Consider the following 19,775-nt stretch of genomic DNA (forward strand, 5'->3'; position numbering starts at 1 on the left):
CCTACGCCCGCCTTCTAGTTCCTGACCAGCCGCCGCGCCGCCTCCTTGACCGAGGCGCGCAGGCGGGCGCGGTCGGCGTCGGTCTCGCCGGTCAGGATGCGGCTCATCTGGGGGACGACGGTGGCCCAGTTGGCCAGCGCGATCAGCAGGAAGAACAGGTCGGGGGCGGGGATGGCGTCGGAGATCACGCCCCGCTCCTGGGCGTCGCGGACGGCGGCGACCTTGACGGCGTAGTGGTCCTGGCGTTCCGGCTCGTCGGGGAGTTCGGCGCTGCCGTACTCGATGCCCTCCCAGTAGAGGAGGCGCAGCAGTTCGGGGTGGGCGGCGTGGTAGTCCATGAGCCGGTCGAGCCAGCCCTCGACGTCGTCCGGGTCGACGGGGACGGCGGCGGCGAGGTCGACCATGCAGCGGCCGACGACCTGGGAGAAGAGCTGCGCCTTGTTGCCGTAGTAGGCGTAGATGAGCTGTTTGTTCGCCCGGGCGGCGGCCGCGATGCGGTCGACGCGGGCGCCGGCGACGCCGTACCGCGCGAACTCGGCGACCGCGGCGTCGAAGATCCGCGCCCGGGTCGCGTCGGGGTCCCTGGTGGCTGCCATGACTCCATCGTAGTCACGCTTGTAACCAGTCAGTTGGAAATCGGGAATGCGGTGGCGCCCCCGGCGGTTGCACCCGCTGTTCCGACTCTTCCAACTGTTTGGTTACCTGCCGTCGCCGGCTCCGAGGAGCGCCTTTCCATGCAGACCCTGTCCCCCACCGCCGAACGGCTCCCCACCCGGGCGCGGCGGCCGGATCTCCTGCTCGTCCTCATCGCCCTGTGCACCGCGGTCACGGCCGCCAACATCTATGTCGCGGCCCCGCTGCTCCCGCTCATCGCCCACGACTTCGGCTCCGCACCCTCGGCCGTCGCCTGGATCGCCTCGGTCGCCCAGTTCGGCTACGCGGCCGGGCTGCTGTTCTTCGCCCCGCTCGGCGACCGGGTGAACCGGCGCCGGCTGGTCGCCGTGCTCTCCCTGGTCACCTCGGCCGCGCTGGTCGCGGGCGCCGCGGCGGCCGGCACCACCGCGCTCGCGGCCGCCGTGCTCGTCGCCTCCGCCGCGACCGTCGTCCCGCAGCTCCTGGTGCCGCTGGTCGCCGAACGCGCCCCGGCGCACCACCGAGCGCGCCATGTCGCCGCCGTCATCGCCGGGCTGTTCACCGGCATCGTCGCCGCCCGGGTGCTCGGCGGTCTCGCCGGGCAGGCGTTCGGCTGGCGGGCGGTGTTCGTGGGCGCGGCCGTGCTCACGGCGCTGCTCGGCCTGCTGACGGCGGCCGCGCTCCCGGCCGAGGCCCGGCGCCCTCGCGACGGCGGGCTCCTCACGGGTCTGCGGACCATGCCGGGACTGGTGCGCCGCTCCCCCGACCTGTGGCGGGCCTGCGTACGGCAGGCGGGGATGTACGGCGCCTGGAGCGCGCTGTGGACCTCGCTGGCCCTGCTGCTGACGGGCGAGGCGTACGGCATGTCCACGGCGACGGCCGGGCTGTTCGGCCTCTTCGGTCTCGCGGCGAGCGTGGTGGCACCGCTGGCGGGCGGGCTGGTCGACCGGTTCGGCGCGGCGAAGGTGGTTCGCGGGGCGTACGTGCTGGCCGCGGTGTCGGTGCCGTTGTTCTGGCTGGGCGGTCGGGTGGTCGTGGCGCTCGTGGTGGCCGCGGTCGCGATCCACGCGGCGCTGGTCGCCTCCCATGTCGCCAACCAGACCCTGGCCCTGACCACCACCTCCGCACCGGCCACCGCCAACAGCGCGTACGTCGTGGCGGGCTTCGCGGGCGGCGCCACCGCCTCGGCCCTGGCGGGCCTCGCCTACACCCAGGTCGGCTGGGGCGGGGTGGTCGCGGTGGCGGGCGCGTGGCTGCTGCTGGGGTGGGTGACGACGGCGGTACGACGGTGACGAGGGCGTCGTACGGCGGTGACCGCTTCCCCTCCCCGAGGGCCGGACGCCGGTGAAGCCGTACGACCGCGAAGGCTTACGGCCGTGGCAGGCGCACCCGGCATGCGGCCAGCCGGACGCCGGGCAGGTGCCGCGAGGTGACCTGCCCGGCGCGTATGTGCGGGCCCTCGGGCCTCAGAGCCGGGTGACGTCCAGCTCGCCCTCGGCGTACTGGCGGCGCAGCACCTTCTTGTCGAACTTGCCGACGCTGGTCTTCGGGACCGCCGTGACGATCGTCCAGCGCTCGGGGAGCTGCCACTTGGCGATCCGGCCCTCCTCGGCGAGGAAGGTGCGCAGCGTCTCGAAGTCGGCGGCGGCGCCCTCCTTGAGGACGACCGTGGCCAGCGGGCGCTCGCCCCACCGGTCGTCGGGGACGGCGACGACGGCGGCCTCGGCGACGGCCGGGTGGGCCATCAGCGCGTTCTCCAGCTCCACCGAGGAGATCCACTCGCCGCCGGACTTGATGACGTCCTTGGCACGGTCGGTGAGGGTGAGGAAGCCGTCGGGGGAGATGGTGCCGACGTCACCCGTCTTGAGCCAGCCGTCCTCGCTGAACTTGTCGGCGGGGCGCAGGGGTTCGGCGTCGGGGCCGTTGTAGTAGGCGCCGGCGATCCAGGCGCCGCGCACCTCCAGCTCGCCCGCGGACTCGCCGTCCCACGGGAGGCGTTCGCCGCCGGGGCCGGTGAGACGGGCCTCGACGCCGGCCGGGAAGCGGCCCTGGGTGAGGCGGTAGGCGAACTCCCGGTCGGTGCCGGCCGCGTGGGCCGGCGGGCGGGCGATGGTGCCGAGCGGGGAGGTCTCCGTCATGCCCCAGGCGTGGCAGACCCGCATGCCCAGCTCGTCGAAGGCGGTCATCAGGGAGGGCGGACAGGCCGATCCGCCGATGGTGACCTGGCCCAGCGAGGAGACGTCCCGCGGCTTGGCGGTCAGCTCGGCGAGCAGGCCCTGCCAGATGGTGGGGACGGCGGCGGCGTGGGTGGGCTTCTCCGCCTCGATCATCTCGGCGAGCGGCGCGGGCTGGAGGAAGCGGTCCGGCATCAGCATGTTCACGCCGGTCATGAAGGTGGCGTGCGGCAGGCCCCAGGCGTTGACATGGAACTGCGGGACCACGATCAGGGAGGTGTCCTGATCGGTGAGGCCCATCGACTGGGCCATGTTGACCTGCATGGAGTGCAGGTAGATCGAGCGGTGGCTGTAGACCACGCCCTTGGGGTCGCCGGTGGTGCCGGAGGTGTAACACATGGCGGCGGCCGTGCGTTCGTCCAGCTCGGGCCAGTCGTAGGCGGTGGGCTTGCCGGCGATCAGGTCCTCGTACTCGTGGACCCGCGGGGCGACGCCGTCCAGGAGGGAGCGGTCGCCGGGGCCGGAGACGACGACGTGCTCGACCGTCTTGAGGTGCGGGAGCAGCGGGGCGAGCAGCGGCAGCAGGGAGCCGTTGGCTATGACGACCTTGTCGGCGGCGTGGTTGACGATCCACGCGAGCTGCTCGGGGGGCAGCCGCAGGTTCAGGGTGTGCAGGACGGCGCCCATGGCGGGGATCGCGAAGTACGCCTCGACGTGCTCGGCGTTGTTCCACATCAGGGTGGCGACCCGGTCGTCGCCGCTCACCCCGAGGTCGTCGCGCAGGGCGTGGGCGAGCTGGGCCGCGCGGTCGCCGATCTCCGCGAAGGAGCGGCGGTGGGCCTCGCCCTCGCCCGTCCAGGTGGTCACCTGTGATGTGCCGTGGATCTTCGACCCGTGGGTGAGGATCCTCGAGATCAGCAGTGGTACGTCCTGCATGGTGCTCAGCACGGCGTCCTCCCAGGGCGGCGACATTGCCTACGCGGTGGTAACGGTTGCGCTGATTCTGCGCACATACCGCGCGGTATGTCACTAGGTGGCGATGATCGATCAAGTCACAAAGCCGCCCGAGGCATCACATCAGACCGGCTCACCGGCGGACAAGCCCCAGCTCAGAGTCCTCGCGGAGCTTGCCGAGGGCCCGCGAGACGGCCGACTTCACGGTGCCGACGGAGACGCCGAGCACCTCGGCCGTCTGGGCCTCGCTGAGATCCTCGTAGTACCTGAGGACGACCATCGCCCGCTGCCGGGCGGGCAGCTTCATGATCGCCCGCCACATCGCGTCGCGCAGCGCCTGCCGCTCGGCCGGGTCGTCGGCGCCGGCCTGCGGCTCGGGCTCCGGCGGCTCGTCGCAGACGAACTCGTCGACCTTGCGCTTGCGCCACTGCGAGGTGCGGGTGTTCACCAGCGCGCGGCGGACGTAGCCGTCCAGCGCCCGGTGGTCCTCGATCCGCTCCCACGCCACGTACGTCTTGGTGAGGGCGGTCTGGAGCAGGTCCTCCGCGTCGCTCGGGTTCGCGGTCAGCGACCGGGCGGTGCGCAGCAGCACCGGCTGGCGGGCTCTCACGTACGACGTGAACGACGGGTACGAGGCGGGCCGCGTCCTGCCGTTCGAAGCGCTGGTGCAGACGGGTGTGGTCATGGCTCCACGCTAGGAGCGCACCCGCCCCCGGCGGATCGCCCGCAGGTGCCGAAGCGACGTCCGCCTCAGGTTGTAGGGGTGACGCCGACGTCACCTCCTGAAGGTGGACGAGGGGGGAGGACGGCCTCGGGGTCGCCCCCGAGAGACCCGACGTGACTCCGGGGCCGGCCGCGGGAGACCGGCGGCGCGACTCGGGAGCGATCCGGGAGACCCGCGGCACGACTCGGGGGGGGCGCCCCGGACACCCCCGGCACGACTCCGGGCCAACCCCGACAGACCGGCAGCCCGGCGCGGAGCCGGACCGAGAGGCCCCGCCCGCCCCGCCCGAGCCGCAGGCTCAGCCGTCAGCCGTCAGCCGTCAGCCGTCAGCCGTCAGCACGAGACCCGAGGTCGGTACGCCCGTGCCCGCTGTGACCAGGGCGTGGGCCGCGGACGGTACCTGGTTCGGGGACGTGCCGCGCAGTTGTCGTACGGCCTCGGCGATGCCGTTCATGCCGTGCAGGTACGCCTCGCCGAGCTGGCCGCCGTGGGTGTTCAGCGGCAGCCGGTCCGCCGTGACGAAGGCGGCCGCCTCGCCCGGCGCGCAGAAGCCGAACTCCTCCAACTGCATCAGCACGAACGGCGAGAAGTGGTCGTACAGGATCCCCACGTCGATGTCGGCGGGCGCGAGCCCCGAGGTCCGCCAGAGCTGGCGGGCCACCACGCCCATCTCCGGCAGGCCGGTCAGGCCGTCGCGGTAGAAGCTGGTCATCTGCTCCTGGGCGCGGCCCGCGCCCTGCGCGGCGGCGGCGATCACCGCGGGCGGTTTCGGCAGGTCACGGGCCCGCTCCACCGAGGTGACCACCAGCGCCTGGCCGCCGTCCGTCTCCTGGCAGCAGTCCAGCAGCCGCAGCGGCTCGGCGATCCAGCGGGACGCGGCGTGCTCGGCGAGGGTGATCGGACGGCCGTGGAAGTACGCCGCCGGGTTCGTCGCCGCGTGCCGCCGGGCGGTGACGGCCACCGGCCCGAACGCCTCCTCGGGGGTCGACCCGTGGGTGTACAGATAGCGCTGGGCGGCCATCGCCACCCAGGAGGCCGGGGTGAGCAGCCCGTAGGGGAGCGACCAACCGAGCGCGACGCCCTCGGCGGTGGGTTCGCGTCGGGTGACACCGGAGCCGAAACGGCGGCCGGAGCGCTCGTTGAAGGCCCGGTAGCAGACCACCACCTCCGCCACGCCCGCGGCGACCGCGAGCGCCGCCTGCTGGACGGTCGCGCAGGCCGCGCCGCCGCCGTAGTGCACCCGAGAGAAGAAGGACAGCTCACCCATCCCGCACGCCTGCGCGACGGTGATCTCCGGGCTGGTGTCCATCGTGAACGTCACCAGCCCGTCCACGTCGGCGGGGGTGAGCCCGGCGTCGTCGAGCGCCGCCCGCACCGCCTCCGCCGCCAGCCGCAGCTCACTGCGCCCCGAGTCCTTGGAGAACTCGGTCGCGCCGATCCCGACGACGGCGGCCCGCCCCCCGAGCGAGTCCCGCGCCCGGACGCTCACCGGGGGTCTCCTTCGGGCGCCGGGAGGGTCAGGGTCACCGTGCCGCTGACGTGCCGCCCGATGCCGTTGTCCCCGGTCACCCGGATCACGGCCGTCTCCCCGTCGAACGCCTCGACACTGCCCCTCAACACCATCGTGTCCCCAGGGTAGTTGGGGGCGCCGAGCCGGATGGCGACCTTGCGGAGCACCGCCGTGGACCCGGCGTGATCGGTGACATAGCGCCCGACGAGGCCGTTGGTGGTGAGGATGTTCATGAAGACGTCCGGCGAGCCCTTGCGCCGGGCCGCCTCCGGGTCGTGGTGCACGTCCTGGTGGTCACGGGAGGCCAGCGCCCCCGCCACGATCAGCGTCCGGGTGATCTCGATCTCCAGCGGCGGCAACGCGTCCCCGGCCCTCACCCCGCCACCGCCCGGAACACCGGAAGCGTCAACTCGTCGTCGTAGCGCCGGAATTCCAGCCGTACCGGCATCCCGATCCGCACCTTGTCGTACGGCACCCCGATCACGTTGCTCACCATCCGTACCCCTTCGGCGAGTTGGACGAGCCCGATCGCGTACGGCGGATCGAAGGCCGGGAACGGCGGGTGGTGCATGACGACGTACGAGAACACGGTCCCCTCGCCGCACGCCTCGACGGTGTCCCAGCCGGAGCCGCCGCACCCGGCACACCCCGGCAGCCACGGAAACCGCAACTCGCCGCAGTCGGCGCAGCGTTGGAGGAGCAGCCGGTGCGCCCGGACGCCTTCCCAGAACCCGGCGTTGTCCCGGTTGACGACAGGCCGGGGGCGGCGCTCGGTCGGCCGGTCCCGGTCCGCCTCGGCCGGCCGGCGCGCGGCCGGGGCGTACTTGAGGACACGGAAGCGGTGCGTGCCGACCAGGACGGGTCCGACCCTGACGTCCGTACGGGTCGTGACGAAGTACCCGGTGCCCAGCCGGGTCGTCTTGCGCGGCGAGACCGACTCGATCACGGAGTCGTAGGTGACCTCGTCGCCCGGCCGCAGCGGGCGCAGATACTCCTGCTCGCAGTCGGTGGCGACGATGGACGTGCACCCCGCCTCCTCCAGAAGGGCGAGCAGCTCCTCGTAGGGGCGGGCCCGGCCGGTGTGGGGGCTCAGGCCGGCCATGATCCACGCCTGGAGCATGGTGGGCGGGGCGATCGCGCCGGGGCCGGTGTAGGCGGGGTTGGCGTCCCCCATGACCTCGCACCAGTGCCGGATCATGGGCGCGTTGACGGGGTCGCGTCCGGCGCCGGCGACGGTGGAGGGCCGCCCCTCGTACTCCTTGAGCCGCGCGTAGAGGTCGTCGCCGTCGTCACTCACGAGCACGCCCTTCTCCCCGGACCGCCATGATTTCTGACTGTCCGTCAGATGACGAGAGCTGTCAAGGTCGCCTGGAAGGTGGGGAGTTCAAGGCGGCGCACACACGACCGCGCGGCGGCGCCGAAGCACCGCCGCGCGATTCACTCCCCCTCCCCTCTCCCCCTCACCCCTCCCCGGATCCCCCTCCCGCCCCGGTGCGGTTCAGGTCACCACCACAACGGCCCGAAGGCGAGCGCCACCCCGGTATTGCCCTGATTGACCGCCGTCGGCGCCGCGCCGTTGACCTGCGCGGTGTTGCTCTGGTTCGAGGCACCGCCGCCGACGGCGTTCTGCGCCGTGGTGGACGAGTTGCCGCTGTTGTCGCGCCCGACACCGCTGCCGACGACGCTCGTGACACCCGCGTTCGATCCGCTGTCCGCGAATCCGCCGTTGTCCGCGACCGCGACACCGCTGAACAGCGCGGCGGCGAGCGGCAGGGCGGAGACGGCGGCGACGACGCGGGCGGTACGGATGCTTGCCATGTCAGTTCCTCCAGAACCATGCACTTCGGAGCTTGCAATACGGCTGATGCGACGACGACTCGCCCAACTGCGGCTTGTGTGGCGTCGCGAGACCAGAGTTGCCCACCGAATCCCCTGCGAACCGTCCTGGATGGCATGATTCGCACGCAAGCGTGATGACATGTCGATAAACCCCCAGCACGACATTTATCGCCCAAGATCACCCCGTATCACCTGGCGGGTATCAACTCGGACGCCACCCACCCGAGGCGCCCCTTGGGAAGAAGCGTTCCGCCGCCCCCTCGGACCCTCTTCCCTTCTTCGAACACCAGTACGACAATGAAGGTATGGCCACCACCGACCGGTTCCCCACCGGGCCCGTCGTCCGGCACCCCGGGCAGGCCGCCAAGCTGGCCCTCGCCCACGCGCTGTCCGCCGCCGAACGCGGCCTGGCCGTGATCCCCCTGTCCCGCACCAAACTCCCGGCCGTGCGCTCCCCCCACCGCGACCAGCCGGAAGGCCCGCGCTGCCACGGCGAGTGCGGCCGCCCCGGCCACGGCGTGTACGACGCCTCCACCGACCCGTCCCGTATCCGCGCCCTCTTCGCCGCCGCCCCCTGGGCCACCGGCTACGGCATCGCCTGCGGACTGCCCCCGCACCATCTGATCGGCGTCGACCTCGACACCAAGGACGGCACCGACTCCACCACCGCCCTGCGCGAACTGGCCCTCGGCCACCGCTTCACGATCCCGCCGACGATCGTCGTCATCACCCCGTCCGGCGGCCGCCACCTCTGGCTCACCGGCCCGCCGGACGTCGTCGTCCCCAACTCGGCCGGCCGTCTCGCCCCCGGCATCGACATCCGCGGCGCGGGCGGCTACCTGGTCGGCCCCGGCTCCCGCACCGCCCACGGCGTCTACACCACCGCCCCCGGCACGGACCATCTGGCCCCGGCGCCCTGCCCCCGCGCCCTGCTGCGCCTGCTGCTGCCGCCCCCGCCCGCGCCGCGCGCCGCCCGGGTCCAGGCGTCCGGCTCGCACGGCGAGGGCCTGGTCCGGTTCGTCCTCGCGGCGCACGCGGGCCAGCGCAACACCCGTCTGTTCTGGGCGGCCTGCCGGGCCTACGAGGACGGCATCGGCGAGTCCCTCACCGACGCCCTCGTCGCGGCGGCCGTCCACACGGGCCTCACGGAACACGAGGCCCGCTCGACGATCGAATCGGCGGCACGCATGAGCCGCGGCCCTACGGCGTGAAGACCTGTTCCAGTCGGTGAATGGCCCCGTCCGCGCCGACGGTGTAGCGGAACACCAGCCCGGAGTCGGGGTGGGCGTCCACCCAGTCGATCAGCTCCTGGACGCCGATGCGCTGGTTCTCCGTGCTCTCGACGATCGGCGTGACGGCCGTGACGTACGCCCCCTGGTCCATCGCCCACCGGCTGTCCTCCCCCGTCACGACGAACGGCGGCCCGTCCGTGTCCTTGCCGGGGCATCCCCACGCGCCGTGCTGGAGCACGAGGTTGACCTTGTCCGTGATGCCGTCGATCTCCTCGATCCGGAAGAGCGCGATCTCGTCGGGGTCGACCTCCTCGACGGTGGGCGGCCCATCGGCGCAGGGCACGGCGGAGGGGGTGGCGTCGGCGACGGGCTCGGCGGAGGCGGGGGAGGAGGGCGAGGCCGTGGATCCGCTCGGCGTGGAAGGGGCGGCCGAAGGACTCACCCCCGGCGTCTTGCCGGCCCCACCGGACGGCGTGGCCGACGACGACCCCACGGCCCCACCACCACTGCTCCCGGTCTCGTCGTCCCCACCCTGGCACCCGGTGAGAACCGCGGTCAGCGCGACCCCGGCGAGCACGACGGCAACGGATCTGAGCCGGTTGACCTTGACCTTCATCTGGGACGTCCCCCTGTTCACGGGCGCCCGGACCGGTCACCCTCACGGAGCGGGACCGTAACAACGCCGCCCCGCCGCCGGACACCCCAGCAAGCCCTTACGTCACACAGCCGGGACACAGCCGTGGCCGGGCGAAGACCGGGGTTACGCGAACATGCTGGAATGAGCAACGAGAGTCCGGCCCACTCCGGCCACGTGGCCCTCCAGATCGGCGCCGCCGCCTCCGGCAAGCCGGTGTACGAGACGCTTCCCGCCCGGGCGATCGGCCCCGACACCTACGAACTGACGGGCAGCCCCGGCCTGGTCGAGGGCTGTGCGGCCGGGGACGTACTGAAGGTCGCCGCCGACGGCACGTTCCAGATCGAACACCGAGGCCCGAACCTCTGCGTCCAGACATTCGGCGACCCACCCTTCACCGCGACGTCCCTGGAGGCCCTAATCACCGCCTTCGCCCCTCTGAACGGCCTGGTGGAGGCCCCCGCCGACCGCCACTTCATCGTGATCACGGTCCCGGCGACGGCCGGCGTCCCCACCGTGGAGAGGGTGATGGAGTCCTGGGCATCGGCTGTACCGGGCCGCCTGGAGTGGAACATCAGCAACATCTAGGGGTACGGCCCCCAACCGTCCCACCACCTGGTCAGGGGCCGTTCGTCACTGCGGCGTCGCCGTCACCCGACGAGCCCGGCCGACACCAGACCGCCACCCGCCGCGACGGTCCAGGCGAGCCCGCGCTGCCAACGGGTGACCGTCTCCGGGCGGCCGTGCGTCGCCATCACCATGACGGAGTTGGCGGCGAACGCCGGGAGCAGGAGCCCGAACAGGGCGAAGGTGCCGACGGCGGAGAGGGTCGACTCGACCCGTACGGTCAGCGCGCCGACGACCATCGCGACGGCGGCGAGGCCGTACAGCACGGCCGGGACGCTGGTGATGTCGTCCTTCCTCAGCGGAGCGGGGCCGCGCCGCTTGTGGTGGTTCCAGTGACGCCGCTCGGTGCCGACCCTGGCCAGGACCATGATCGCCACTTCGACCACCAGGGCGCCTCCCGCTCCGCCGAACCGACCCGCTTGCCGATCACGAAGCGCCAGATGATGTTCGCGGTCTTCTTCGCCCCGTACCGCTTGAACAGCGCCACGGCCCGGACGACCTTGATGCTGGAACCGGCGGGGGCGAAGGAGATCAAGACGGCGGCGACGGCCGCCCCGCACTGATGGGTTGAGATTCCGGATCAGGTGTCGCCGACAGGTTCCGCGAACTCAAGGATGTGCTCCAGCCGCCCTCTACGGAGCCCCCCATTTTCGAGATCCTTGGTCTCGGTGTAGGTGACCGCGCCAACCGTGAACACCCCAGTCACCCGGAAGCGGAAGTCGTGCTCCGGAAAGCCTGGGACGCGGTGCCCGACAGGGCAGGAACTCGTGGGAAATCGCGGTCACCGACGGGTAGCAGGCATGACTAAGGCCCCCGACCGATACTCCTGGTCAGGGGCCGTTCTCACTGCTCACCACGCGGTGGGTGTGGGATTTGAACCCACGGTGACATCGCTGCCACGACGGTTTTCAAGACCGTTCCCTTAGGCCGCTCGGGCAACCCACCCCGCGCCGTCGATCACTCGGTGGCGCGGGGACAAGAGTAGCGGGTGGGGGTCAGTTGTCGCCGGTTCGGGAGCCGAGGGTGAGGTCTACCGTGTGGGTCTTGCCGTCGCGTTCGTAGGTGATCGTGACCTTGTCGCCCGGCTGGTGGGTCCAGATCTCGCCGATCAGGGTGGGGCCGCTGTCGATCACCGTGTCGTCGAGCTTGGTGATGACGTCGCCGGGCTTGAGGCCGGCCTCGGCCGCCGGGCCGCCCGCCTCGACCGCGTCGGAGCCGCCCGCGCCCTGGTCGGTGATCTTCGCGCCGCCCGTGGACTCGTCCAGGGAGACGGACGCGCCGATCTTGGCGTACACCGGCTCGCCGGTCTTGATCAGTTGCTGGGCGACGTACTTGGCCTGGTTGATCGGGATGGCGAAGCCGAGGCCGATCGAACCGGACTGGGCGGCGCCGCCGAGGCCGCCGCTGCCCGTCGACTGGATCGCGGAGTTGATGCCGATCACATTGCCCTGGGCGTCCAGCAGCGGGCCGCCGGAGTTGCCGGGGTTGATGGACGCGTCGGTCTGGAGGGCGCTCATGTACGACGAGCTGCTGCCGGAGCCGTCGGAGGACGCCACCGGGCGGTTCTTGGCGCTGATGATGCCCGTGGTGACCGTGTTCGACAGGCCGAAGGGCGCGCCGATCGCGATGGTGGAGTCACCGACCGCCACCTCGTCGGAGTTGCCCAGGGTGAGGGGCTTCAGGTTGGACGGCGCGTTCTTGAGCTTGATGACCGCCACGTCGTAGCCCTGGGCGTGGCCGACGACCTCGGCGTTGTACTTCTTGCCGTCCGGGAAGGTGGCCGTGACCTTGCCGCCGTCGACCGCGTCCGCGACGACGTGGTTGTTGGTGACGATGTGACCCTGGGTGTCGAAGACGAACCCGGTGCCGGTGCCGCCCTCGCCGTTGCTGGACTCGGCCTCGATGGTGACCGTGCTGGGCAGCGCCTTGGCGGCGACCCCGGCGACGGTGCCCGGGTCGCGCTTGACGGCGCCGCCGCTGGTGGAGGAGGACACGGTCGTCGAGCCGGAGCTGTCGTCGTTCTTCGCGAGGGTGTAGCCGATGCCGCCGCCCAGGCCGCCGGCGACCAGCGCGGCGATCAGGAGCGCGGCCACGAGACCGCCGCGGCCCTTGCCGGCCTTGGGCGCGGGCTGCTGGTAGGAGGCGCCCCAGACGGGGGGCTGGCCGCCGCCAGAACCCGAACTCGAACCGAAGGCGGCGCCTGCCTGCGGAACACCGCCGACCGTCGCGCCGTACGCGTGCGTGCCCGGCTCGGCGTACGCGGGTGCCGGGGCCGCCGGGGCGCCCGCCGTCGCGTACGCGGGAACCGCGGGCGGGGCTGCCTGGGGAGCCGTCGGAGGCGGCCACTCGGTGGCGGCCGCCGGTGCGGTGGGCGGCGGCCAGGCGCCGTCCGCCGGCGCGGCCGGGGTCTGCGGGAGCGGGGTCGTGGGGGCGCCCGCGTCGGGGACGGGCGGCTGCGGGGCGGCCGAGGGAGTTTCCACCGGCACGGGAGGTGCGGACGGGGCCGGGGGTACCGGGGTGGTGCCCTCGTTGATGCCCTCGTTCTCGGTGCTCACAGCTCTTCTCCTCGATCCACGGCTGTTGTCGGTCGCACGGGGTCACGCCTTCGCGCTCGCCCGCGCTTGTCACGCCGGCTCACGCTTGTCCATGCCTGTTCACGCTTGTCTTGACGCTTGTCGTCGACCCGGCGCGCTGGAAGCTGTGCGTGTGCTTCTTGTACGTCCCAGCTTTTCCCACGAGCCGTCAGAGCACCATAAGCGGTGCCTGTGGGTCCTTGACCATTCTTTATATGGGATATTCAACGCAATGCGTACGCTTCACCGAAACATCTCACGGGCTTCTCAGACAGCCGGCGGGTGACACCATGACGCGGTGACCCACGCACGCCCGCACCGCATCCAAGTCGTCGCCCACCGCGGCGCCTCCGAAGAGGCCCCCGAGCACACCCTGGCCGCGTACCGGAAGGCCATCGAGGACGGCGCCGACGCCCTCGAGTGCGATGTCCGGCTCACGGCCGACGGCCATCTCGTCTGTGTGCACGACCGTCGCGTCAACCGTACGTCCAACGGCCGCGGCGCGGTCTCCGCCCTGGAGCTGGCCGATCTCGCGGCGCTCGACTTCGGGTCCTGGAAGACCCGGGAGGCCCGCGAGGCGTGGCGGGCCCGGGACGAGGAGCCGGACTGGGAGTTCCGCCCCGAGGACCGCGAGGACACCTCCGTCCTGACCCTGGAACGCCTGCTGGAGCTGGTCTCCGACGCCGGGCGCCGGGTCGAGCTGGCCATCGAGACGAAACATCCGACGCGCTGGGCCGGACAGGTGGAGGAGCGGCTGCTGGTGCTGCTCAAGCGGTTCGGCCTGGACGCTCCGGCCACCGCGGCCGACTCCCCGGTGCGCGTGATGAGCTTCTCGGCGCGCTCGCTGCATCGCGTGCGTGCCGCGGCGCCGACCCTGCCCACGGTCTACCTGGTGCAGTTCGTCTCGCCGCGGCTGCGCGACGGGCGGCTGCCGGCCGGGGTGCGGATCGCGGGCCCCTCGATCCGGATCGTGCGCAACCACCCGGGGTACGTCGAGCGCCTCAAGCGCGCCGGGCACCAGGTGCACGTGTGGACGGTGAACGAGACCGAGGACGTCGACCTCTGTGTCGAGCTGGGGGTCGACGCGATCATCACCAACCGCCCGCGCGCGGTGCTGCACCGCCTGGGCGAGTGACGCGATTCACACAGCCTTCGCGCAGCCGGCGCGCGGCTCCTGACGGTGCCTCACCCGTCTCCTGAGTCCCGGCCTGCCCTTCCGCCTCAGTCGTCCCGTCCGTCACTCACTTCACACATGTCCCTCACAGCCCCTTGACCTCCCCACCAACCCTCCCGCATGCTCCAAATCGGCCACACCGACGAAATTCAGCCATGCGCTCACCAGGAGTGCTCCGGCGCGTTCGGTCCGCGTTCGATCGTTGTGAATGCGTCCCCGGACCTGGATTGGCCGGTTTCCGGTACAGGCCAATGGGGCATCCACACCGTGGCGTGGGGCGAAGGAGGTCTCGGGGGTGGCGTTGGTGGTGGCACAGGAGGTGCCCACGTCGTCGAGCATGGCCGTACCCCATGGCCCTGCGGGCGTGGGCAAGGCGAGACATCGCATGCGCGATCAACTGCGCAGCGGAGGTGTGCCGGAGACGGTCATCGACGATGCCGTACTGATCCTTTCCGAGCTGTTGAGCAACGCGTGCAAACACGGTCGGCCCCTGGGCGACGCACTGGCCGGTGACGGCGACATACGCGCCGCGTGGCGGGTGGATCCCGGCGGGCGGCTGGTCGTCGAGGTGACCGACGGCGGCGGTCCCACCCGCCCGGCCCCGGCCACCCCGTCCGTCACCGCGCACGGCGGCCGCGGGCTGAACATCATCACCGCGCTCGCCGACGACTGGGGCGTCCGCGACGACGCCCGGGGCGAGGTCACGGTGTGGGTGCTGGTCCACACGGACGTCCACGATCCCGACGCGGGTCGGCGCCGCGACGACTTCGCCTCCCGGATCACCGCGCCGGTGGTGGCGTCGATCCCGGGTCTGGACTTCGCGGACGCCTTCGACGACCTGGAGCAGCGGCGGCCGTAGGGAACAGGCGTTCACAACGGTTCTCCACAACCCGGCCGTCGTCCACAGGTTCCGGTGACCGCGCGTACGAACGGCTAGGCTCCCGCCGTACCAGACGAGCCGTACCCGGGAGACACCCAGATGGCCAAGAAGCGACCCCAGACGAAGGCCGGCCGGCCTCAGCTCACCGACGGGGAGATCCCGGTCGTCGGCGCCCGGGAGCCGTGCCCCTGCGGCAGCGGCCGCCGCTACAAGGCGTGTCACGGCCGCGCCGCCGCGCACGCCGCGACCGAGCTGGTGCAGCGCCCCTTCGAGGGGCTGCCGGGCGAGTGCGACTGGGTGGCCCTGCGCGAGCTGGTCCCGGCGGCCACGGTCGAGCTGAAGCTGAAGGGCGGCCTGCCCGAGGGCGTCCCGTCCGTCACCCTCGCCACGGTCCTGCCGATGGCGTGGCCCGCGCTGCGCCGGGACGACGGCTCGGTGCTGCTCGGCCTCCAGAACGACACGCCGTCCGGCGACATCAGCCGCGACCTGGCCGACACCCTCCAGCGCGCTCTGGAGGCGGCGCCGGGCACCCCGGTGCAGGCCCGCCGCGCGCCCGCCGACGGGGTCCGGATGCAGGATCTGCTCGACCCCGAAGGCGCGTTCGCGCCAGTTGTGCACAGCGGCTTCGAGTTCTGGGTCCAGGACCCGGAGAACGCCGCGCCGGACGTGACCGCCTCCCTGGAGCGCGCCAACGAGGCGGCGATCCCGACCGTGAAGCTGACGGGTGTGGACGCCGCGTACTGGTGCGAGACGCCCGACAAGAACCACCTGCGCTGGGTCATGCCGCACCCCGAGGAGCGGCTTCTGGACGCGCTCGCGCGGCTGCACGCGGCGGGCCGCTCCGGCCTCGGCGAGGGCACGCGTCTGGTGGGCTCGTTCCGGGCGCACGGCCTCACCGTGCCGGTCTGGGACCTGCCGAGCGAGATCACCGCGGACGACGTGGAGAAGCCGGCCGCCGAGTTCGCCGAGCGCCTCGCGGCCGCCCTGGCCTCGGACGCGCCGCTCACCCCGGAGGAGCGCCGGGCCCGCGGCGGCCTCACCAACCGACAGGTGACGCTGAGCTGAGACACAGCGGGGAGACAGGGTCCGGCTGACCGGTCGGTCAGCCGCCCTGGCCCCTAGAAAGACGTGACTCCGCTCACAACTCCCGCTGCTTCAGGGCGAGTCGACGCCGAAACCGCCGGTCGGCGGGTGTCCGAAAGCCCGATGAAAACAAGAGATCGAATTTGCTTGGAGCCGATCTCTTGTTACCGTTCGAGTAGCCCGGTTGCTGGTGCATCCCCCGTCGCCAGCAACCGGGTCTTTCCATGCCCCGCCGACCTGGCCGGTCGGACGCCGTTCCCCAACTGGCGCGCCCTGCTCAGGAGTTGCTGCCGGAACGCAGCAACAGCGGCCCCTCGCCCAGCGCTTCCGCGAATTCCGTGACCGCCGAGTAGCCGTCCAGCGCCCCCCGGGTCCGCTCACGGGGCGTCTCGCAGGCGTCGGGCTCGTCCTCGGCGCCGACCGCGCACCGCGTCTGCACCGTGCGCCCCTCGGGCCCCATGAGACTCAGTACGGCGTTCAGGGCGCGGCCGGTGGCGTTGCGGTAGTAGGTGCGCGCCCAGGTGTCCGCGCCCTGGGTGAGGACACAGGTCTGCGCCTCGACACCGTCGGGCGAGGTCAGTTCGGGACCGCAGCGGGCGGCGGTGGCCAGCCCGAGGCCGAGCAGCAGCGGCGAGGCGGAAGGGGAGGGGTCGGGAGAGGCGGCCGGATCGACGCGCGGTGCCTTGGGATCCGTACGGCCGGCCGTACCGCCGACACCGGTCCCGTCGGCCACACCCTCCGCCTCACCCGAGTCCGCCCCCGCGGCCCCCGCGACGGCGCGACCTTCGTCCCCCACCGCCCCCTTGGACCCGGCGGACGCCATGGCCAGGGGAAGGGCCAGCACGCAGGCCACCACGCCGCCGAGGGCAACGAGACGAAGGTTCATACGCGGAAGATAAGGGGCGGACCCGGTCGTGCCGTCCGGCGCGCGCCCGACACCCCTACAACTCGGGGGCGCTCACACCCGTACGAGTGAGGGCGTCGACGACGGCGTCCACCACGGCCTCGACGTCGGGCACCCAGGGGGAGGCGGAGCCTGGGAGCGGGGCGCGCTCCCAGCGGATGTCGCCGCCGCCGGTCTCCGACGGGGGCAGGGCGATGTAACCGCCCTCGCCGTGGAACCGCAGGGAGCCGGGGACGAAGTCCTTGGCGTACAGCAGTTCGCCCAACTGCTCCATGGAGTACGGCCGGACGAGGATCGCCCAGCGGGTGGGCGAGGCGGTCACCGGGCCGAGCCGGATGCCCTTGCGGTCCAGCGCCACGAGCGCGCGGGACGCGGCGAGGGCGGGCAGGCTCACCGCGCACGGTGCCGGGCCGCCGGTGGCCAGGACGATCGGGGCGGCCGGCCGGTTGCCCCACCACCAGCGCACCATGCGCGCGTCGGTGGTCGCCGCGAGGAGGCCGGGGTCGAAGGGATGAGCACCGGGCACCGAGCACTCCGGGTCGGGGCAGCCGCAGCGGGACGTGCTCCGCCGGTCGGCCGTCACACCCGGGAGGACGGGCCACTGCCATTCCGTCGCGAAGGTCAGGGCCGAGTCGATCAACTCAGGCCCCGCGTCGCTGCGCTGGGACAGGAGCCTGCGTCGCTTTCCGAGGATCTCGCGCATGAGCGCTCGTTCCTTTCCGTTGCACCGCTGGCAACACCGTGGGCCACATCACACCATGTGTCGATCACTTCACTGTGCGTACCTTTTGGCGCATCACACCCCTGTTCATGACAGGGGGGTCCCCTGGAGGTCCGGTGACGGCTGCTTCCGCGGCCACTCCGTCCGGCTTGCATCCATCTACATCATGGGCATGGCGTGGGGTGGCGAAGTCTGGCGTTTTGCCGTCTCGTGTATTTCTCTCCGCCTCCGCCACGGGAGGATGGGGCGCGGTCGTCGGTGGATAGGACGCCGGGGTCGGTCACCAGGTTCCGGGTGGCTCCCGACGACCTCTGGTCCTTACCGAGTACGTACCCATCACGACCGCTGTGACGCTCTGTGGAGCAAGGCCAGTCGACCGCAAACACCCGTTACCCGAGTCAGTTTTAGGCCAACTTTGTTATTTGGCAAGGGAGCCGGGGGACGCTGTCCGATTCCCCCCAAAGGCCCCATGGACACCAGCGATCCCGGCAGGACAATGCTGGACATCCCCTTACGAGTGCGTGTACATGTGGAGACACTGCTAGCGGCGCAGATTGACATGGGGGTTTGCGATGCTTTTGAGCAATACGCTCCGGTCCGAGAGCCGGATGCCATGAACGCCCCTCACCCTCCGAAAGTGGCCGGAATCGATTCAACGGTTCCCTCGCCCGCACACACTGTCGCGCCCACATCCGTACCCCCGGACGCACCCTCCGCCCCGGCGGCCACCACCGGCCCCGGGGCGCTGCTCCAGGACCGGCTGGCCGGCTGGGTCTCCGACCTCACGACGCTCCATGAACTCACCGAGCGGCTGACCCGCACCGACGCCCTGCCCGACGCCCTCCAGGAACTGCTGCGCGCCGGATCCGCCCTCGTGGGCGCCCGGCGCGGCCTCGTCGCCCTGGAACCCGCCGACGGACTCGGCCCGCGGACCACGATCGGCCTCGGCCTCGGCCACGCCGACCTCGGGCACATCGAGACCGTGCCCCGCAGCGCCCTGTCCTTCGGGCGGATCCTCGACGGCCTGCCCGGCGCCGAGGGCGAGATCGCCGAGCCCGACCTGCTCGCCGAGGACGGCCTCGACCCCCGCCACCGGGAGGTCGCCGCCCGCCTCGGCTACGCCGCGAGCTACGCGCTGCCGCTCGACACCGAGGGCGCGAAGGGTCGGCTGGGCGCCGTCGTCTGGCTGTACGACGAACCCGCCGAACCGGACGAGCGCCGCCGCCATCTGGTGGGTCTGTACGTCCGTCACGCCGCCGAGCACCTCGCGCGGCTGCTGGAGGTCGAGCGCACGCGCGCGGCGATGGCGACGATGGCCGAGGAACTGCTGCCGTCCCGGCTGCCGAGGGTGGCCGGAGTGCAGCTCGCGGCCCGGCACCGTACCGGCCCGCGCGGGGGCGGCGACTGGTACGACGCGCTGCCGCTGCCGGACGCGGCCCTCGGCCTCGCCGTCGGATCGGTCACCGGCACCGGACCGAGCGCCGTCGCCGCGATGGGCCGGCTGCGCGCCTCCCTGCGCGCGTACGCCGTCATGGAGGGCGAGGACCCGGTCGCCGTCCTGTCCGACCTCGAACTGCTGCTGCGGCTGACCGAACCGGCCCGCTCCGCGACCGCGCTGTTCGCCTACTGCGAGCCCGCCCTGCGCAAGGTCACCCTGGCCGGTGCCGGGCACTGCCCGCCGCTGCTGGTCGGCGAGCGGCGCACCGAGTTCGTGGAGACGTCCGTCTCCGCGCCGCTGGGCATGCTGTCCTGCTGGGAGGCGCCGAGCGTGGAGCTGGAGGCCGAGCCCGGCGAGACCGTCCTGCTCTACAGCGACGGTCTGCTGCACCGCACCGGCGACTCCGTCGACCGCGCCTTCGCCCGGCTGCACGCGGCCGCCTGCGGGGTGCCGAGGGCGCTGCGCGACGATCCCGGCGCGATCGCCGACCATGTGCTGCGCACGGTCCTGCCGGACGGGGAGGCCGACCGGGACGACGAGGAGGACGTCGTCCTGCTCGCGGCGCGCTTCGAGTGATCGGCCGTGATCTGTCGCGACTCGTCGTGTCCTGTCGTGACCCGTCGCGACCGAACGTGGTCGCCCGGTGACCGGTCGGTGACAGCAGCTTCCCCCCTG

General features: G+C 72.2%; 20 protein-coding genes and 1 tRNA gene. 8 read left to right on the plus strand and 13 right to left on the minus strand.

The annotated features are described in order from the left end of the window. Positions 1 to 14: 14 nt before the first annotated feature. Positions 15 to 596, minus strand: coding sequence for a TetR family transcriptional regulator (locus G6W55_RS24400; protein ID WP_175522976.1), 582 nt, complete (start codon positions 594 to 596; stop codon positions 15 to 17). Positions 597 to 734: 138 nt separating this feature from the next. Between G6W55_RS24400 and G6W55_RS24405 the strand changes: the two genes are divergently transcribed. Then, positions 735 to 1,925: an MFS transporter gene (locus tag G6W55_RS24405; RefSeq protein WP_175522977.1), complete on the plus strand. Its 1,191-nt coding sequence runs from the start codon at positions 735 to 737 to the stop codon at positions 1,923 to 1,925. Between the two features lie 174 nt (positions 1,926 to 2,099). On the opposite strand, the gene G6W55_RS24410 is transcribed toward G6W55_RS24405, so the two are convergent. The 6 genes from G6W55_RS24410 to G6W55_RS24435 all read right to left on the minus strand — a co-directional run bounded on the left by G6W55_RS24410 (position 2,100) and on the right by G6W55_RS24435 (position 7,813). Then, positions 2,100 to 3,779 carry a long-chain fatty acid--CoA ligase gene (locus G6W55_RS24410; RefSeq protein ID WP_175522978.1) on the minus strand — a complete coding sequence of 560 codons (1,680 nt, stop codon included), beginning with the start codon at positions 3,777 to 3,779 and terminating at the stop codon, positions 2,100 to 2,102. Between the two features lie 115 nt (positions 3,780 to 3,894). Further along, positions 3,895 to 4,446 carry a SigE family RNA polymerase sigma factor gene (locus G6W55_RS24415; protein WP_175522979.1) on the minus strand — a complete coding sequence of 184 codons (552 nt, stop codon included), beginning with the start codon at positions 4,444 to 4,446 and terminating at the stop codon, positions 3,895 to 3,897. A gap of 358 nt (positions 4,447 to 4,804) precedes the next feature. After that, positions 4,805 to 5,974, minus strand: a complete 1,170-nt coding sequence (locus tag G6W55_RS24420) for a lipid-transfer protein (protein WP_175522980.1) — start codon at positions 5,972 to 5,974, stop codon at positions 4,805 to 4,807. Further along, on the minus strand, positions 5,971 to 6,372 hold the full coding sequence (locus G6W55_RS24425; RefSeq protein WP_175522981.1) for a MaoC/PaaZ C-terminal domain-containing protein: 402 nt from the start codon (positions 6,370 to 6,372) through the stop codon (positions 5,971 to 5,973). The genes G6W55_RS24420 and G6W55_RS24425 overlap by 4 nt, the downstream gene beginning before the upstream one ends. After that, entirely contained in the window at positions 6,369 to 7,298 is a 930-nt protein-coding gene (locus G6W55_RS24430; RefSeq protein WP_375372467.1) for an OB-fold domain-containing protein, read from the minus strand. Before G6W55_RS24430 ends, G6W55_RS24425 begins: the two co-directional genes overlap by 4 nt. A gap of 200 nt (positions 7,299 to 7,498) precedes the next feature. Continuing rightward, positions 7,499 to 7,813, minus strand: coding sequence for a hypothetical protein (locus G6W55_RS24435; RefSeq protein WP_175522982.1), 315 nt, complete (start codon positions 7,811 to 7,813; stop codon positions 7,499 to 7,501). Between the two features lie 326 nt (positions 7,814 to 8,139). On the opposite strand from G6W55_RS24435, the gene G6W55_RS24440 reads away from it, so the two are divergent. Beyond that, positions 8,140 to 9,045, plus strand: coding sequence for a bifunctional DNA primase/polymerase (locus G6W55_RS24440; protein ID WP_175522983.1), 906 nt, complete (start codon positions 8,140 to 8,142; stop codon positions 9,043 to 9,045). On the opposite strand, the gene G6W55_RS24445 is transcribed toward G6W55_RS24440, so the two are convergent. After that, complete coding sequence (locus tag G6W55_RS24445; RefSeq protein WP_175522984.1) at positions 9,035 to 9,682, minus strand: hypothetical protein; 648 nt, start codon at positions 9,680 to 9,682, stop codon at positions 9,035 to 9,037. The two genes, G6W55_RS24440 and G6W55_RS24445, sit on opposite strands and share 11 nt — an antisense overlap. A gap of 162 nt (positions 9,683 to 9,844) precedes the next feature. On the opposite strand from G6W55_RS24445, the gene G6W55_RS24450 reads away from it, so the two are divergent. After that, a complete protein-coding gene (locus tag G6W55_RS24450) occupies positions 9,845 to 10,288 on the plus strand; it encodes a DUF4265 domain-containing protein (protein ID WP_175522985.1) in 444 nt (147 codons plus the stop codon). Between the two features lie 62 nt (positions 10,289 to 10,350). Here the strand turns inward: G6W55_RS24450 and G6W55_RS24455 are convergent, their stop codons facing one another. After that, entirely contained in the window at positions 10,351 to 10,713 is a 363-nt protein-coding gene (locus tag G6W55_RS24455) for a hypothetical protein (RefSeq protein ID WP_309243813.1), read from the minus strand. A gap of 33 nt (positions 10,714 to 10,746) precedes the next feature. Here G6W55_RS24455 and G6W55_RS24460 point away from each other — a divergent pair, with 33 nt between their 5' ends. Beyond that, complete coding sequence (locus tag G6W55_RS24460) at positions 10,747 to 10,890, plus strand: hypothetical protein (RefSeq protein ID WP_175522986.1); 144 nt, start codon at positions 10,747 to 10,749, stop codon at positions 10,888 to 10,890. A gap of 295 nt (positions 10,891 to 11,185) precedes the next feature. Here the strand turns inward: G6W55_RS24460 and G6W55_RS24465 are convergent. Both G6W55_RS24465 and G6W55_RS24470 read right to left on the minus strand, forming a co-directional pair. Continuing rightward, a tRNA-Ser gene (locus tag G6W55_RS24465) sits at positions 11,186 to 11,272 on the minus strand. Between the two features lie 50 nt (positions 11,273 to 11,322). Further along, on the minus strand, positions 11,323 to 12,882 hold the full coding sequence (locus tag G6W55_RS24470; RefSeq protein WP_175522987.1) for a S1C family serine protease: 1,560 nt from the start codon (positions 12,880 to 12,882) through the stop codon (positions 11,323 to 11,325). A gap of 316 nt (positions 12,883 to 13,198) precedes the next feature. Between G6W55_RS24470 and G6W55_RS24475 the strand changes: the two genes are divergently transcribed. The 3 genes from G6W55_RS24475 to G6W55_RS24485 all read left to right on the plus strand — a co-directional run bounded on the left by G6W55_RS24475 (position 13,199) and on the right by G6W55_RS24485 (position 16,019). Beyond that, a complete protein-coding gene (locus G6W55_RS24475; RefSeq protein WP_175522988.1) occupies positions 13,199 to 14,035 on the plus strand; it encodes a glycerophosphodiester phosphodiesterase in 837 nt (278 codons plus the stop codon). Positions 14,036 to 14,282: 247 nt separating this feature from the next. Beyond that, positions 14,283 to 14,933: an ATP-binding protein gene (locus G6W55_RS24480; RefSeq protein ID WP_078634091.1), complete on the plus strand. Its 651-nt coding sequence runs from the start codon at positions 14,283 to 14,285 to the stop codon at positions 14,931 to 14,933. A 120-nt stretch (positions 14,934 to 15,053) separates the two neighbouring features. Further along, positions 15,054 to 16,019: a DUF5926 family protein gene (locus tag G6W55_RS24485; RefSeq protein ID WP_175522989.1), complete on the plus strand. Its 966-nt coding sequence runs from the start codon at positions 15,054 to 15,056 to the stop codon at positions 16,017 to 16,019. Positions 16,020 to 16,314: 295 nt separating this feature from the next. On the opposite strand, the gene G6W55_RS24490 is transcribed toward G6W55_RS24485, so the two are convergent. Together G6W55_RS24490 and G6W55_RS24495 are read right to left on the minus strand one after the other, a co-directional pair. Then, entirely contained in the window at positions 16,315 to 16,923 is a 609-nt protein-coding gene (locus G6W55_RS24490) for a hypothetical protein (RefSeq protein ID WP_175522990.1), read from the minus strand. Positions 16,924 to 16,978: 55 nt separating this feature from the next. Beyond that, positions 16,979 to 17,644 (minus strand): bifunctional DNA primase/polymerase, encoded by a 666-nt coding sequence (locus G6W55_RS24495; RefSeq protein WP_175522991.1) that lies wholly within the window; start codon positions 17,642 to 17,644, stop codon positions 16,979 to 16,981. Between the two features lie 514 nt (positions 17,645 to 18,158). Here G6W55_RS24495 and G6W55_RS24500 point away from each other — a divergent pair. Next, the gene (locus G6W55_RS24500) at positions 18,159 to 19,676 is read left to right on the plus strand and encodes a PP2C family protein-serine/threonine phosphatase (RefSeq protein ID WP_175523010.1); all 1,518 of its coding nucleotides are present in this window, start codon (positions 18,159 to 18,161) and stop codon (positions 19,674 to 19,676) included. Positions 19,677 to 19,775: the final 99 nt, after the last annotated feature.

Source organism: Streptomyces sp. CAI-85, assembly GCF_013363615.1.
In the GTDB taxonomy this organism is placed as follows: Bacteria; Actinomycetota; Actinomycetes; order Streptomycetales; family Streptomycetaceae; genus Streptomyces; species Streptomyces antibioticus_B.

Excerpts from the sequence above, each read along its gene's own strand:
- G6W55_RS24400 (WP_175522976.1), bottom strand. The coding sequence starts at position 596 with ATGGCAGCCACCAGGGACCCCGACGCGACCCGGGCGCGGATCTTCGAC.
- G6W55_RS24405 (WP_175522977.1), top strand. The coding sequence starts at position 735 with ATGCAGACCCTGTCCCCCACCGCCGAACGGCTCCCCACCCGGGCGCGG.
- G6W55_RS24410 (WP_175522978.1), bottom strand. The coding sequence starts at position 3,779 with ATGTCGCCGCCCTGGGAGGACGCCGTGCTGAGCACCATGCAGGACGTA.
- G6W55_RS24415 (WP_175522979.1), bottom strand. The coding sequence starts at position 4,446 with ATGACCACACCCGTCTGCACCAGCGCTTCGAACGGCAGGACGCGGCCC.
- G6W55_RS24435 (WP_175522982.1), bottom strand. The coding sequence starts at position 7,813 with ATGGCAAGCATCCGTACCGCCCGCGTCGTCGCCGCCGTCTCCGCCCTG.
- G6W55_RS24440 (WP_175522983.1), top strand. The coding sequence starts at position 8,140 with ATGGCCACCACCGACCGGTTCCCCACCGGGCCCGTCGTCCGGCACCCC.
- G6W55_RS24445 (WP_175522984.1), bottom strand. The coding sequence starts at position 9,682 with ATGAAGGTCAAGGTCAACCGGCTCAGATCCGTTGCCGTCGTGCTCGCC.
- G6W55_RS24450 (WP_175522985.1), top strand. The coding sequence starts at position 9,845 with ATGAGCAACGAGAGTCCGGCCCACTCCGGCCACGTGGCCCTCCAGATC.
- G6W55_RS24480 (WP_078634091.1), top strand. The coding sequence starts at position 14,283 with ATGCGTCCCCGGACCTGGATTGGCCGGTTTCCGGTACAGGCCAATGGG.
- G6W55_RS24485 (WP_175522989.1), top strand. The coding sequence starts at position 15,054 with ATGGCCAAGAAGCGACCCCAGACGAAGGCCGGCCGGCCTCAGCTCACC.
- G6W55_RS24490 (WP_175522990.1), bottom strand. The coding sequence starts at position 16,923 with ATGAACCTTCGTCTCGTTGCCCTCGGCGGCGTGGTGGCCTGCGTGCTG.
- G6W55_RS24495 (WP_175522991.1), bottom strand. The coding sequence starts at position 17,644 with ATGCGCGAGATCCTCGGAAAGCGACGCAGGCTCCTGTCCCAGCGCAGC.
- G6W55_RS24500 (WP_175523010.1), top strand. The coding sequence starts at position 18,159 with ATGCTGGACATCCCCTTACGAGTGCGTGTACATGTGGAGACACTGCTA.